Origin of the sequence: Agrobacterium sp. LAD9, assembly GCF_003031125.1 — a bacterium.
Classification (GTDB): Bacteria; Pseudomonadota; Alphaproteobacteria; order Rhizobiales; family Rhizobiaceae; genus Agrobacterium; species Agrobacterium radiobacter.
Genome location: NZ_PHGS01000016.1, coordinates 276,500 through 289,315, shown reverse-complemented (window position 1 = coordinate 289,315; position 12,816 = coordinate 276,500). Strand labels below are relative to the sequence as shown.

The window sequence follows — 12,816 nt, the reverse complement described above, 5'->3', positions numbered from 1 at the left end:
CTCATGTCTGACAAAAAGGCCGTCGTTCTCGTGCCCGGCAAGATAAACCCGCGCGTTCTCGAGCGCCTCGAAGGCAAGGTCGAGATCGTGACAGTGCCTGCCGGTGCCGAGCCGGTTCTGCCTGAGGGTGCGGCTGAGCGCATCAATGCCGTCGCCGTTTCCGGCGTCGTCAACGCCAAATGGATCGATGCGCTGCCGAAGCTCGAGATCATCGCCAATTTCGGTGTGGGTTATGATGGCGTGGATGCCAAACATGCCGCCACGCGCGGCATCGTGGTGACGAATACGCCAGATGTGCTGAACGACGAGGTGGCCGATACGACGATTGCGCTGTTGATCAACACCGTGCGCCGGCTCTATCAGGCCGAGACCTGGCTGCGTGACGGCAAATGGGTTGGCGAAGGGCCGTTTGCCCTCTCTCCCTTCTCGCTGCGCGGCCGCAAGGTTGGCCTGTTCGGCATGGGCCGCATCGGCCAGGAAATCGCCAAGCGGCTGGAGCCCTTCAAGGTGGAGATCGGTTACCACACCCGCAGCAAGCGGGATGGCCTCTCCTATACCTATTACGGTTCGCTGAAGGAGATGGCGGAAGCTGTCGACATCCTGATCTGCATCGTGCCCGGTACGCCGGAAACGCATAAGGCGATCAACGCCGAAATCCTGACGGCGCTTGGGCCTGAGGGCGTGTTCATCAATGTCGGGCGCGGCTCCAGCGTCGATGAGGATGCGCTGCTTGAGGCGCTTAAAAGCGGTGCTTTGGGGGCTGCCGGTCTCGACGTGTTCTATGCCGAGCCGAAGGTGCCGGAAGCCTTCCTGTCGCTGCCGAATGTCTCCCTGCTGCCGCATGTTGCCTCCGCCTCGGTTCCGACGCGCAATGCGATGGCCGATCTCGTGGCCGACAACATTCTCGGCTGGTTCAAGGATGGCACGGTGCTGACACCGGTGCCGGAAACGCCGGTGAAGGGGTGAGGTTCCGGCGATACTGTGATGGGCTGCGGGAGACAGCCCATCCAGGTTTCTAAGAATGCGCCAACCTCTCATCCGTCATCCTCGGGTCAAGCTCGAGGATGACGTCGAGTGCAAAGGTTCAATGGTCATGTCCGAGAACGGAGAGAGGGCTCGGCGTCAGCTAGGACGCTTTTACGCCAACCCCTATTCCGCAATCTCCTCCGCCGTCACCCAGCGCCCTTCGGCAAACGAACGGGCCATGGCGTGGATGCTGCGCTCGATCTTCAGCCCTTCCTCGAAATCGATGATATGGGCCTTCTTTCCCTCGATCGCCGCTATCAGTTCGCGGCATTCGATCACCTTCAGATCATTGAAGCCGAGGCCGTGGCCGGGGGCGGGGATGAAGCGGTCATAGGGCTTGTGGTGGGGGGCGGCGAGGATGGTTCTGAAACCCTGCTCCTCGGGGCGTCCATCCGTGGTGTAGAGCTGGAACTCGTTCATCCGCTCCTGGTCGAACAGGATCGAGCCGGTGGAGCCATAAATCTGGATGGCGATGCGGCCCTTGCGGCCCCAGGCGGAGCGGTTGGCGATGAGCACGGCGGAAATGCCGCCCTCAAGCTTCAAGAGAACGCTGGCAAGATCATGCGTCTCGACGGCGCGCTCGCCGCCGCCGGCAAGCGGGCGGGTCTCATAGGGTTTCACCATATCGGTGATGGCGCTTTGTGCATGGCCGAACAGGGCAAAAAGCAGCGACAGCGGGTGAACGGCGAAATCATCCAGCGCGCCGTAACCGGAGGACGCCTCGCTCTTCCAGTAGAAGGGCTGGGTGGCATCGGCCATGAAGTCCTCATCCATCTCGGCGCGGACATGGTAGACCTTGCCGATCGCGCCTTCGTCGATCAGGCGGCGCATGTGGCGGATCATTGGGTTCTGGATGTAGTTGTAGCCCATCGCCGCCGCCTTGCCCGACCGGCGGGCCGCATCGCGCATCTTCACCGCGTCAGTAAAGGCGGGCGCCATCGGCTTTTCGCACCAGACATGCTTGCCGGCCTCAAGGGCGGCAATCGCCATGTCCGGATGGAACGCATTCGGCGTGGTGACCGAGATGACGTCGATCTCGGGATCGGACAGCAGATCGCGCCAGTTGCCGGTCGAGCGGGCAAAACCGAACTCGGCCGCCTTTTTTGCTGCCAGTTCGGGATTGACTTCCGCCAGCGTCACGAGGCGCGGGCGCTCCACATCGCCGAAGACGCTGGTGACATTGTTCCACGCGAGTGCGTGGCATTTGCCCATGTAACCCGTGCCGATAAGGCCCACGCCAAGAGCGGCCATGGTATTCTCCTCCCGAGAGTTTTATAATGAAATCAATTCTTTGGATGCGTTTGTTTTGCTCCAAGACAGTCTCGAAACGTACCTCCGCGCGCGCCCTCATTCCTGTGCTTGTCACAGGAATCCAGCCGGCGCGCGTCTGCGCGACGGAAAGACTCCTTTCAGCCCAAAGACTTGGGCTGGCTGGATCCCTGTGACAAGCACAGGGATGAGGCGGCGGTGGAATATGCCTGCCTTACGGATTGTCCCGCTTGAAAATCCAGTCGTGATCCGGGTGGTTCTTGAAGCGCCATTTGCGCATCGGCCCCGCCATCACGTTCAGATAATACATCTCGTAACCATAGGGCGCGCCGCAGGGGTGATGGCCCTTCGGGACGAGCACGACATCGCCATCCGAAACCGCCATGGTCTCGTCCAGCGAGCCGTCTTCGGTGAAGACGCGCTGGAAGCCGAAACCCTGCGCCGGGTTCAGCCGGTGATAATAGGTCTCTTCCAGATAGGTCATGTCGGGGTAGTTATCCTCGTCATGCCGGTGCGGCGGATAGGACGACCAGTTGCCTGACGGCGTGAAGACCTCCGTTACCAGCAGGCTGTCGGCCACGTCGCGCTCTTCCATGGCGATGGGGAAGATGTAACGCGTATTGGCGCCCTTGCCGCGTTCGGTCAGCTGCACACCGGCGGGGCCGATCTGCTGCGCCTCGCGGCTGCCTTTTTCGCCGGGTGCGGTGCAGACGCCGACGGTGCAATCACTCGTGGCCGTCAGCGACCATTCGGAGCCGGCGGGAACATAAACGCAATGGGGCGGCTTGCGCTCGAACACATTCATGCGGTCGCCAAGTTCGCCGAAGTCCTTGCCATCAGCGGAAATCGTCGCCTTGCCTTCGACCAGCACGAGGATGACTTCCATATCGCCGGTCTTTTCCGCCGCCGTCTCGCCCGGCTTCAGGCGGTAGAGGCCGAAACCGACATAACCCCAATCCGCGCTTTGGGGCGTGATATCGTGCACCTTGCCGCTTGTCGCGACCGGCTTGCGCAGAAGTGAGGTCATGGTGGTGTTCCTTTTCGTGAGTAGCACAAACATGTCATTCGGTAGTTTCGCGTACCACCGTCATTCCGGCCTTGAGCCGGAATCCAGCCGACGCGCGTCCGCGCGGCGGGAAGACTCTTTTCAGCCCAAAGACTTGGGCTGGCTGGATACCGGCTCAAGGCCGGTATGACGGGCGGGGTATGCCGCCCGCTAACGGTTCAGTTCAAGCAGCCTGAGCCTTGTCCAGCCCCGCCTCACGCGCAAAAGCCTTCAGCGATTTCAGCCCGAGGCTCTGATACTCGAACGGATTACGCACATCAGGATCCTGCTCGGCTTCGATCACCAGCCAGCCGCTGTAATTATGTTCGGCCGCCACTTTCAGCACCGGCGGAAAATTCACGCCGCCCTCGCTGTCGCCGGGCACCGTGAACACGCCGCGGCGAACGCCTTCGAGGAAGGAGAGCCGCTCGCCCCGTACCTGATCGGCAATGGCGGGGCGCACGTTCTTGGCATGGATATGGCCAACGCGACCCATGTATTTCTGCGCGACGCGGACGGGATCGCCGCCGCCGAACAGGCAATGGCCGGTATCGAGCAGCAGGTGAGTCTTCGGCCCCGTGTGTTTCATCAACAGGTCGATCTCCTCTTCGCTCTCCACCACCGTTCCCATGTGGTGGTGATAAACGAGGGTGATGCCCTGTTCGGCGGCAAAGGCGGCCAGCGCTTCGACACCGGCACCGAACGACGCCCAGTCCTCGGCCGCAAGGCGCGGACGGTCGACCAGCGCCTTCCCGTCATCGCCGTGGATGGCGTTGGAGGTTTCGCAGACGATGATGACCTTCGAGCCCATGGCCTTCAAGAGATCAAGCGCCGGCTGCATCGCCTTCTTTTCGGATTCGATGTCGTCGGTCAGAAGGTTCAGCGAATGCCAGCCGGAGACGAAGGAAAGGCCACGCGGCGAAAGCACGCCCTTCAGGCCTTCCGGGTCGGTCGGAAATTTGTGGCCCTTTTCGATGCCGTCGAAGCCGATCTTGGCGGTTTCATCAAGGCACTGTTCGAGGCTGATATGCGCACCCAGCGTGCGGTCGTCGTCGTTGGACCAGGCAATCGGGTTGGTTCCGTAACGGATCATCTTACTGTCTTTCCTTGACATGGTTTTCATAACGGGCGCGCGCATCGGCAACCTCAGTGCGCTCGGAGGTTTCAGGCACCGCGACATCCCACCAGTGACCGCCGGCGCGCGGCGTCGGGTAAGGATCGGTATCGATGACAATGACGGTGGTGCGGGTGGAGGCGCGGGCGGCGGCAAGCGCCGCTTCCAGTTCGGCGATGGTGGAGACCTTGCGCGAATCCGCACCCATCGAGCCGGCATGGGCCACGAAATCGATAGCGATCGGGTTGACGTTGGTGTGGGCGTAGAGATTGTTGAACTCCGCGCCGCCGGTTTCCATCTGCAGTCGGTTGATGCAGCCGTAACCCCTGTTGTCGGTAATGACGAGCGTGATCTTCACGCCCATGGCAACCGATGTCGCAAGCTCGGAATTCATCATCATGTAGGAGCCGTCGCCGACCATGACGATCACGTCCCGGTCCGGTTCCGCCATCTTGATGCCGAGGCCGCCGGCCACCTCATAACCCATGCAGGAGAAGCCGTATTCCATGTGATAGGAGAGCGGCAGCTTGGATTTCCACAGCTGGTGAAGCTCGCCCGGCATGGTGCCGGCCGCGCACATGACGACGGTGTTGTCACGCGACTGGCGCTGTACCGCGCCGATCACCTGCATGTCGGTGGGCAGGCTGTTGGCGTTGTCCTCGCCCGGCGCTGCCGTATCGGCATCGGCCTTTTCGAACCATGCCGCCTTGAGGCGGGCATCCGGCGCTGCAAAACGGTGGCTGCCGAGGGCGGCGGAGAGCTTTTCAAGCCCGATTCTCGCATCCGCCGTCAGGCTGATCGCATCGTGCTTGGCGCTGTCATAGGGCTGAACGTTGAGCGCCAGGATCTTGCGGTTGGGGTTCTTGAACAGCGCCCAGGAACCGGTGGTGAAATCCTGAAAACGCGTGCCGACGCCGAAGACGAGATCGGCCTTCTCGCTGATGATATTGGCGCTTTCCGCACCGGTGACGCCGACCGGGCCGAAATTGAGATCATGGTCCCACGCAATCGCCGATTTGCCGGCCTGCGTTTCAACGACGGGAATGGAGTGGGTTTCGGCAAAGCGTTTCAGGGTCTCCGTTGCGCCGGCAAAATGCACGCCGCCGCCGGCAACGATGATGGGGTTTTTCGCCGCCTTCAGGGCGGCGACTGCCTCTTCGAATTCCACGACATCCGGCTCAGGACGGCGCTGGCGCCAGACCCGCTTTTCGAAGAAACTTTCAGGGTAATCATAGGCTTCCGCCTGCACATCCTGGCAGAAGGCCAGCGTGACGGGGCCGCAGTCGGCCGGGTCCGTCATGGTGCGCATGGCGCGGGGCAGGGCTGTCAGCAACTGTTCCGGCCGCATGATGCGGTCGAAATAACGGCTGACCGGACGGAAGCAGTCATTCACCGTCATGGTGCCGTCGCCGAAATCCTCGAGCTGCTGCAGCACGGGGTCGGGGCCGCGATTGGCGAAGACATCGCCGGGGATCAAGAGAACCGGCAGGCGGTTGACATGCGCAAGCGCTGCCGCCGTCACCATGTTTGCCGCACCCGGGCCGATGGAGGAGGTGACCGCCATGGCGCGGCGGCGGCGCAGCTGCTTGGTGTAGGCAATGGCTGCATGCGCCATGGATTGCTCGTTCTGGCCGCGATAGGTCGGCAGTTCGTCCCTGATGCCATAAAGCGCTTCGCCGATGCCGGCGACATTGCCATGGCCGAAAATGGCCCACATGCCGGCGATATAGGTTTCGCCATGTTCATTCATCTGCGCTGCCAGGTAACGAACCATGGCCTGCGCAGCCGTCAATCTGATTGTCTTCACGCTGCCTCTCCCTTTTTGGCGCGCGCCTCATCCCAAATACGGCACAGGCTGGTGTAACGCTGCGCCATATCCCTGACCGCATCCTCGTCGGTCATCTTGCCGGAAAGCCAGCCGCGGGCGGCGTCGGCAAATATCGTGCGGCCAACGGCGAAACCTTTGACCAGATCGAAACCGGCGGCAAGGCGGAAGCTTTCTTCCAGCTCGCTTTGCGGTGCGTCGAGACCGAGAACGACGATGCCCCGCACGTAAGGATCGTTGCGATGCACGGCGTCGCAGGCGTTCTTCCATGCCGCGCGGGTCTTCATCGGTTCCAGCTTCCACCAGTCGGGGTAAACGCCGATCTCGTAAAAGCGCTCGATGATGCTGGCGGCGGTCAAATCGTCGGTCGGGCCAACCTTGGAGGGGATGACCTCCAGCAGCATTTCCAGCCGGTTGCGACGCGCCGCCTCGAACAGGCGCATCACGGTCTCTTCCTGCGCGCTGCGCATCTCCTCGGTGTCATCGGGGTGATAGAAACACAGAACCTTGACGACGTTTTCAAGCGGCCATTCGGAAAGTCCACCAAAATCCTTGCCGAGATCCGGTTCCAGCGTCAGCGGGCGCGAGCCCGGCCATTCCACCGGACGGCCAATCCACAGGCCGGAGCCGCTGGCGGCAAACAGCGCATCGCGGCCAAGGCGGCCATCGCAGAGAATGCCATAACCCGCCTCGCCACCGGAAACTTTCTGCGCTGCCTGAAGGCAGAGCTTCTTGAAGGCGCCGATCTGCTCGTGCTTGACGCCAAGCTCGTCGGCGATGGCCTCCAGCTGCATGCGATGGTCGAAGGCGAAGACGCGCATCGTCTCCCAGTCGCCCTTGCGATTGGTGGACCAGTGTACCTGCTCCAGCGCCTCGTCCTTGCGCAGCGCCCTGTTGCGAATGCCGGCCTTGAAGAAATATTGCAGTTCTTCCCAGCTCGGATAGGCCGGGGTGCAGCCATGGCGGGAGACGGCGAAAGCGCCGCAGGCATTGGCGTATTTCAACGTCGTCGGCCAGTCTTCGCCGCGCAGCCAGCCGCGGAACAGCCCGGCCATGAAACCGTCACCCGCACCCAGAACGTTGAAGACCTCGATCGGGAAACCTTCGCCCGTCTCGCCATCATCGAGGCTATCGGGAATAGCGCCGGTGAAGACGACGGCGCCCATCGGTCCGCGCTTGCACACCAGCGTCGCATTCGAGACCTTGCGCACGGCGTTGAGTGCCGTGAGCGTATCGGTGGAGCCGCCCGCGATGTGGAATTCCTCTTCCGTGCCGACGATCAGGTCGAACAGATGCAGGGTGGATTGCAGCTTGGCGGTAACCTTCTGCGATTCCACGAAACGGCTTTCGCCATCGCCATGGCCGGCCACACCCCAGAGATTGGGGCGGTAATCGATATCGAGCGCGGTCTTTGCGCCATTTTCGCGGGCGAATTTCAGTGCTTTCAGCACGGCCGCTTCCGTTTTCGGATGCGACAGATGCGTGCCGGTGGCGCAGATGCAGCCTGCCTCGGCGATGAAAGCGGGATCGATATCGTCTTCGCTGAGCGCCATGTCGGCACAGTTTTCACGATAGAAGATCAGCGGAAACTGGTTCTGGTCGCGAATGCCGAGCAGCACCAGCGCGGTCAGCCGCTCCGGGTCCGTCTTCACGCCGCGCACGTCGACGCCTTCACGCACCAGCTGTTCGCGGATGAAGCGGCCCATATGCTCGTCGCCGACACGGGTGATGACGGCGCTGTTGAGCCCCAGGCGCGCAGCGCCAGCGGCGATATTGGTGGGAGAGCCGCCGATATATTTGGCAAAGGAGGCCATGTCCTCCAGACGGCCGCCGACCTGCGAGCCGTACAGATCGACAGACGAGCGCCCGATCGTGATAAGATCAAGTTTTTTCAAAAGCTTCCTCCTTAGCACCGCGCTTTTGCGCGGTGTGCCTCATGGTGTCGGGCGGATCAGGCAATCATGCCGCCACCTATCTCCATCCCGTTTCGGTGAGCCTCCTCCGCTCACATATCCCGTCACGAGACGGACGATTATGGAACGCCCGTTTCATGGATTTGGATCATAAATTCTATTTTTCCCGTTTTCAATAAAAATATTCAGGCCGTCTTGCGTGTTCCCACAGCAACCGCCAGCGTGATGGCGAGACAGAGCGTGGCGGAAAGCGAGCGGAACGCGCCGAAATCGATCTCCGTGACGGTCAGCAGCGTTGCGCCCGACTTCCGGAGCGGATTGACGGCGGAATCCGAAAGCGCCACGACCGGAATGCCGTTGGCGCGGGCGTTCTCCGCCAGTTCCAGCGTTTCCGCGGAATAGGGGGAAAAGGTGATCGCGATCAGGGCGTCGTCGCGGGAAATGGCGCTGATATTGCCAAGCCCGCCGACGGCGCTGTGCAGAACCGCCGGCACCTTCATCTTCTCAAAGGCGTAGGCCAGATAGCTGGCGATGGGGAAAGAGCGCCGCAAACCGATGATATGCACGGTGCGCGCCTTTGCCAGCGCTGCAACCGCCTCGTCAAGCTGCCGCGTATCGACCGATTTCAGCAGCATTTCCAAAGAGGAACGGCCGGCCTCTACGAATTCCGCAAGCAGGCCGGAGGCGCTTTCATCGCCTTTCTCACGCAGATGGTCGAGCCGCGTGGCATAATCCGGCCAGCCGCCGACATAGGAATCACGGAACAGGCGCTGCATTTCCGAAAAACCGGAAAAACCCATGATCTGGCAGAAGCGCATGAAGGCTGAAGGCTGCACGCCGGCGCCTTCGGCCATTTCGGCGACGGTGGAAACGGCGATGCGATCCTGATTGGAAGCGACATAATCGGCGCATTGCCGCAATCGTTTCGGCAAACCCTCCGCGACCTGGAGCAGCCGCTCCTCAAAAGCCTTTACGGAGTCTGGCGCCTCGATTGCCGTCATTGTCGTTCCTTTGTGCAGACTGAAATCGTGTGCACTTTAACTGCAGTGGAATTTTTATTCCATTGGGTTTTTTAAGGGGCGGGGAAATGGGCGGTGGGCGCTTTGTGTGATCGGTCAGCGTCCGTCATTCCGGCCTTGAGCCGGAATCCAGCCGGCGCGCGTCTGCGCGACGCGAAGAGTCTTTTCACCCCAAGGACTTGGGGTGGCTGGATACCGGCTCAAGGCCGGTATGACGGAGATTGTATATATGAACGCGCAACGGCGATGCGTTGGGTTAGTGCAACCCGCCAACCCCAAGATGCGTATCGATAATACCAGGGTTCTCCACCAGTTCGCTGGATGGCCCTTCCCAGACGATGCGTCCGCGTTCCATGATGATGGCGTGGTCGGCGAAGTCGATGGCCATCTGGATACGCTGTTCGACAAGAAGAATGGTCATTTCGCCGGATTGGGCGAGTTTTGAGAAGGCCGCCATCAGTTCTTCGCAGATGACGGGGGCGAGGCCTTCGAGTGGTTCATCGAGCAGCAGCACGCGCGGCTGGCCGAGAATGGTGCGTGCGGTGGAGAGCATCTGCTGCTCGCCGCCGGAAAGTTGCGAGCCGAGATTGCGGCGGCGCTCCTTCAGGCGTGGAAACAGCGTGTAGGCTTCCTCGATGGCCGATTTCGACCTGCCTTTGAGGCCGACGAAGAGGTTTTCCTCAACGGTCAGTGTGGGGAAGACATCCCGCGTCTGCGGCACGTAACCGAGACCGGCTTTGGCGCGGGCAGCGCTCGGCAGGGTGGCGATGTCCTGTCCGCCGAGGCGGATGTCGCCTGCAAATCGTTTCGTCTGGCCGGCCAGCGTGGCGAAGAGGCTGGTCTTGCCTACGCCGTTGCGGCCCAGTACGGCAAAACGCGAGCCCGATGGCACGGAAAGCGACAGGCCCTCGATGACCCTTGTCGGGCCGTAACCGGCGGTGAGGTTGGTGATTTCAAGCGGCGCTGCGGGCATCGGCGTAACTTCCCAGATAGGCTTGGCGGACTTCCGCATTGCTGGTGACGTCTTCAGGCGAACCGTCGAAGATCACCGCGCCTGCGGCGAGCACCACCACACGTTTGGCGAAACGGAAGACCAGATCCATGTCGTGTTCGATCATCAGGATGGCGAGGTCGGCCGGCAGCCGGTCGAGCGCCTGTTCGATGCGCGCCGTTTCCGTGGAAGGCACGCCGGCGGCCGGTTCGTCCAGCAGCAGGATTTTCGGGCGGAGCGCCATGGCGAGCGCGATCTCGATCAGCCGCTGCTGACCATAGGCGATTTCGCGAACCCGGGTTTCGGCAAGGCCAAGGAGGCCCAGCGTGCCGAGAATGTCACGTGCTTCGCTCATCACCGAGGGCATGGCGCGGTATCGGCCGAAGATCCGGCCCGTCTTGCCTTCACGCTGGAGAATAGCGAGGGCCACATGTTCCTCCGGCGTCATGTCCTGAAACAGCCGGGTGACCTGGAAGGAACGGACGAGGCCGCGCTTCACCCGCTGGCTGGAACTGAGGCCGGTCACGTCCTCACCGGCGATGCGTACTGTGCCGGCCGAGGGCTTGAGGTTGCCGGTGACGAGATTGACGAAGGTTGTCTTGCCGGCGCCATTGGGGCCGATCAGCACCGTGCGGTCCCCCGGCGAAAGCGACAGCGACACATTATTGGTGACGACGAGGCCGCCGAAATTCTTCTGCAGGCCGGAGACTTCGAAAATGGCGCTCATTTGCGACCTCCCAGCAGGCGTGTGATGATCTGTTCACCCGCGCCATAAAGCCCGCGCGGCGCAAAAAGCACGACGGCGATCAGCAGCAGGCCGACAATGGTGAGCCAGTGGAACGGATTGGCGGCGGAAACCACATCCTCGAACCACATGAAGGTGACGGTGCCGATCAGCGCGCCGTAAAGCGAGCCCGCGCCGCCGAGCACCAGCATGACCAGCCCTTCGGCAGAGAGTGTGAAGCTGAGGCTGTCGAGACCGACGACCTGGGTGGAGATGGCGTTCAGCGCGCCGCCAATGCCTGCCACGATGCCTGATATGACGAACATCTTCAAAATAGTGCCGTTGACCGAACCGCCCATGGCCTGGATGCGGATGCTGTCCTGCTTGACGCCGCGGCACAACATGCCGAAGGGCGAATTGACCACCACCTTGAGGGCGAGGAAGACGAGGAGCAGCAGACAGACGCCATAGATATAGGCGGTGCGGCCGAAAAGATCGAATTCGAAAGTGCCGAACAGGGCGTCGGGGGAGACGCCCGATAGCCCGTCGCTGCCGCCGGTCCAGCCGGATGCCTTGTTGGCGGCCTCGTGGAACAGGTGGATGACGGCGATGGAGAGAACGAGCTGCGGCAGGCCGTGGGCGCGCAGCAGAACGGTGCCGGAGACCAGCCCGGCCACACCGCCCGCCGCCGCGCCGATGGCGGTCATCAGCAGCGGATCGGTGATCTCGAAATGGGCGGCGGCAATGCCGGCGGCATAGGCGCCCGCGCCGAAGAGCGCGGCATGGCCAAGTGTCGCGACACCGCAATAGCCGGTGACGAGATCGATCGACAGCACCAGAAGCGCAATGGCGATGATACGGGTCAGAAGCGCCAGATTATCCGGAAACAGATAATAACCGACGACAGCGGCGGCAATGATGAGGAGCGGCCCTGCGAGCGCGCGCAGCGGCGAACGCGTCTTCGGGATTTCTGCCGTTTCAGTCACGTCGTTCATGAGCACCGCCATCTCATTTCGCCCTTCCGAGAAGGCCGCGCGGGAACAGCGTGATGATCACGATGACCGCCAGGTAAAAGAAGAATTCGCCATATTCGGGGGCAAGATACCGTCCGGTCGTATCGATCGCGCCGAGCAGCAGACAGGCGATCAGTGCGCCGGGAATGGAGCCCGCACCGCCGACCGAGACCACCACCAGGAAGGTGACCATGTAGCGCAGCGCATAATAGGGTTCGACCGGCAGCAGTTCCGCACCGATGACACCGCCCATGGCGGCAAGGCCGACGGCGATGGCGAAGCTGACGGCATAGATGATTTCGGTGCGCACGCCGAGTGCGGCCGCCATGGCGGCATTATCGACGGCCGCGCGCAGCTTGATGCCGAAGGCGGTCTTTTCGAAGGTGAACCACAATGCGCCCGCCACGGCCAGCCCACAGGCAATGGCGAAGATACGGTGCGTGGCAATGGTGCGGAAACCGAGATCGGTGGGGCCGGCCAGCTGCTGCGGCAGCGGGATGGTCTTCAGCGTCGGGCCGAAAACGAAATTGGCGATACCGATGATGCAGAAGGTGATGCCTATGGTCATCAGCACCTGTGTCAGCTCCGGCGCGCCATAGATGCGGCGGTAGAGGAAACGTTCGAGCGGAATGGCGATGACGATGGTGCCGACAATGGCGACGATGATCGCCACGGCATAACCGAGACCGAGGCCGTGGGCGGCATAAGAGGCGAGATAACCGCCGATCATGGCGAAGGCGCCATGCGCCAGATTGACCACCCGCATCAACCCCATCGTGACCGAGAGGCCGATGGAGATGATGAACAGGACCATGCCATAGGCAAGCGCATCGATGAGGATGCTGAAGACCGTCTGCATGTTGAAAAACTCCTCCCG

The 12,816-nt window shown here is 61.9% G+C and carries 11 protein-coding genes; 1 reads left to right on the top strand and 10 read right to left on the bottom strand.

Features of this window, described 5'->3' with window-relative positions; all coding sequences use genetic code 11:
* Positions 1 to 3 precede the first annotated feature (3 nt).
* Positions 4 to 966, top strand: coding sequence for a 2-hydroxyacid dehydrogenase (locus tag DA915_RS18640; RefSeq protein ID WP_107676884.1), 963 nt, complete (start codon positions 4 to 6; stop codon positions 964 to 966).
* 183 nt (positions 967 to 1,149) lie between these two features.
* On the opposite strand, the gene DA915_RS18635 is transcribed toward DA915_RS18640, so the two are convergent.
* From DA915_RS18635 to DA915_RS18590, 10 genes are all read right to left on the bottom strand, one after another.
* Positions 1,150 to 2,277 carry a Gfo/Idh/MocA family protein gene (locus tag DA915_RS18635; RefSeq protein ID WP_107676883.1) on the bottom strand — a complete coding sequence of 376 codons (1,128 nt, stop codon included), beginning with the start codon at positions 2,275 to 2,277 and terminating at the stop codon, positions 1,150 to 1,152.
* A gap of 232 nt (positions 2,278 to 2,509) precedes the next feature.
* Positions 2,510 to 3,322: a 5-deoxy-glucuronate isomerase gene (gene iolB / locus DA915_RS18630; RefSeq protein ID WP_107676882.1), complete on the bottom strand. Its 813-nt coding sequence runs from the start codon at positions 3,320 to 3,322 to the stop codon at positions 2,510 to 2,512.
* 202 nt (positions 3,323 to 3,524) lie between these two features.
* Positions 3,525 to 4,433 carry a myo-inosose-2 dehydratase gene (gene iolE, locus DA915_RS18625; protein ID WP_099087101.1) on the bottom strand — a complete coding sequence of 303 codons (909 nt, stop codon included), beginning with the start codon at positions 4,431 to 4,433 and terminating at the stop codon, positions 3,525 to 3,527.
* A gap of 1 nt (position 4,434) precedes the next feature.
* Positions 4,435 to 6,261: a 3D-(3,5/4)-trihydroxycyclohexane-1,2-dione acylhydrolase (decyclizing) gene (iolD, locus tag DA915_RS18620; RefSeq protein ID WP_107676881.1), complete on the bottom strand. Its 1,827-nt coding sequence runs from the start codon at positions 6,259 to 6,261 to the stop codon at positions 4,435 to 4,437.
* Positions 6,258 to 8,174, bottom strand: a complete 1,917-nt coding sequence (gene iolC, locus DA915_RS18615; protein WP_107676880.1) for a 5-dehydro-2-deoxygluconokinase — start codon at positions 8,172 to 8,174, stop codon at positions 6,258 to 6,260. Before iolC ends, iolD begins: the two co-directional genes overlap by 4 nt.
* Positions 8,175 to 8,377: 203 nt before the next feature.
* Positions 8,378 to 9,193, bottom strand: coding sequence for a MurR/RpiR family transcriptional regulator (locus DA915_RS18610; RefSeq protein ID WP_003505477.1), 816 nt, complete (start codon positions 9,191 to 9,193; stop codon positions 8,378 to 8,380).
* A 274-nt stretch (positions 9,194 to 9,467) separates the two neighbouring features.
* Positions 9,468 to 10,184, bottom strand: coding sequence for an ABC transporter ATP-binding protein (locus DA915_RS18605; protein WP_107676879.1), 717 nt, complete (start codon positions 10,182 to 10,184; stop codon positions 9,468 to 9,470).
* A complete protein-coding gene (locus DA915_RS18600) occupies positions 10,165 to 10,929 on the bottom strand; it encodes an ABC transporter ATP-binding protein (protein ID WP_107676878.1) in 765 nt (254 codons plus the stop codon). Before DA915_RS18600 ends, DA915_RS18605 begins: the two co-directional genes overlap by 20 nt.
* Entirely contained in the window at positions 10,926 to 11,933 is a 1,008-nt protein-coding gene (locus DA915_RS18595) for a branched-chain amino acid ABC transporter permease (RefSeq protein ID WP_107676877.1), read from the bottom strand. The genes DA915_RS18600 and DA915_RS18595 overlap by 4 nt, the downstream gene beginning before the upstream one ends.
* Before the next feature lies 1 nt (position 11,934).
* Positions 11,935 to 12,798: a branched-chain amino acid ABC transporter permease gene (locus tag DA915_RS18590; RefSeq protein ID WP_087746786.1), complete on the bottom strand. Its 864-nt coding sequence runs from the start codon at positions 12,796 to 12,798 to the stop codon at positions 11,935 to 11,937.
* Between the last annotated feature and the right edge of the window lie 18 nt (positions 12,799 to 12,816).

Bases quoted from the DNA above. Each gene is read 5' to 3' on its own strand.
- DA915_RS18610 (WP_003505477.1), bottom strand. From the start codon at position 9,193: ATGACGGCAATCGAGGCGCCAGACTCCGTAAAGGCTTTTGAGGAGCGG.
- DA915_RS18590 (WP_087746786.1), bottom strand. From the start codon at position 12,798: ATGCAGACGGTCTTCAGCATCCTCATCGATGCGCTTGCCTATGGCATG.
- DA915_RS18605 (WP_107676879.1), bottom strand. From the start codon at position 10,184: ATGCCCGCAGCGCCGCTTGAAATCACCAACCTCACCGCCGGTTACGGC.
- DA915_RS18595 (WP_107676877.1), bottom strand. From the start codon at position 11,933: ATGGCGGTGCTCATGAACGACGTGACTGAAACGGCAGAAATCCCGAAG.
- iolB (WP_107676882.1), bottom strand. From the start codon at position 3,322: ATGACCTCACTTCTGCGCAAGCCGGTCGCGACAAGCGGCAAGGTGCAC.
- DA915_RS18635 (WP_107676883.1), bottom strand. From the start codon at position 2,277: ATGGCCGCTCTTGGCGTGGGCCTTATCGGCACGGGTTACATGGGCAAA.
- DA915_RS18640 (WP_107676884.1), top strand. From the start codon at position 4: ATGTCTGACAAAAAGGCCGTCGTTCTCGTGCCCGGCAAGATAAACCCG.
- iolE (WP_099087101.1), bottom strand. From the start codon at position 4,433: ATGATCCGTTACGGAACCAACCCGATTGCCTGGTCCAACGACGACGAC.
- DA915_RS18600 (WP_107676878.1), bottom strand. From the start codon at position 10,929: ATGAGCGCCATTTTCGAAGTCTCCGGCCTGCAGAAGAATTTCGGCGGC.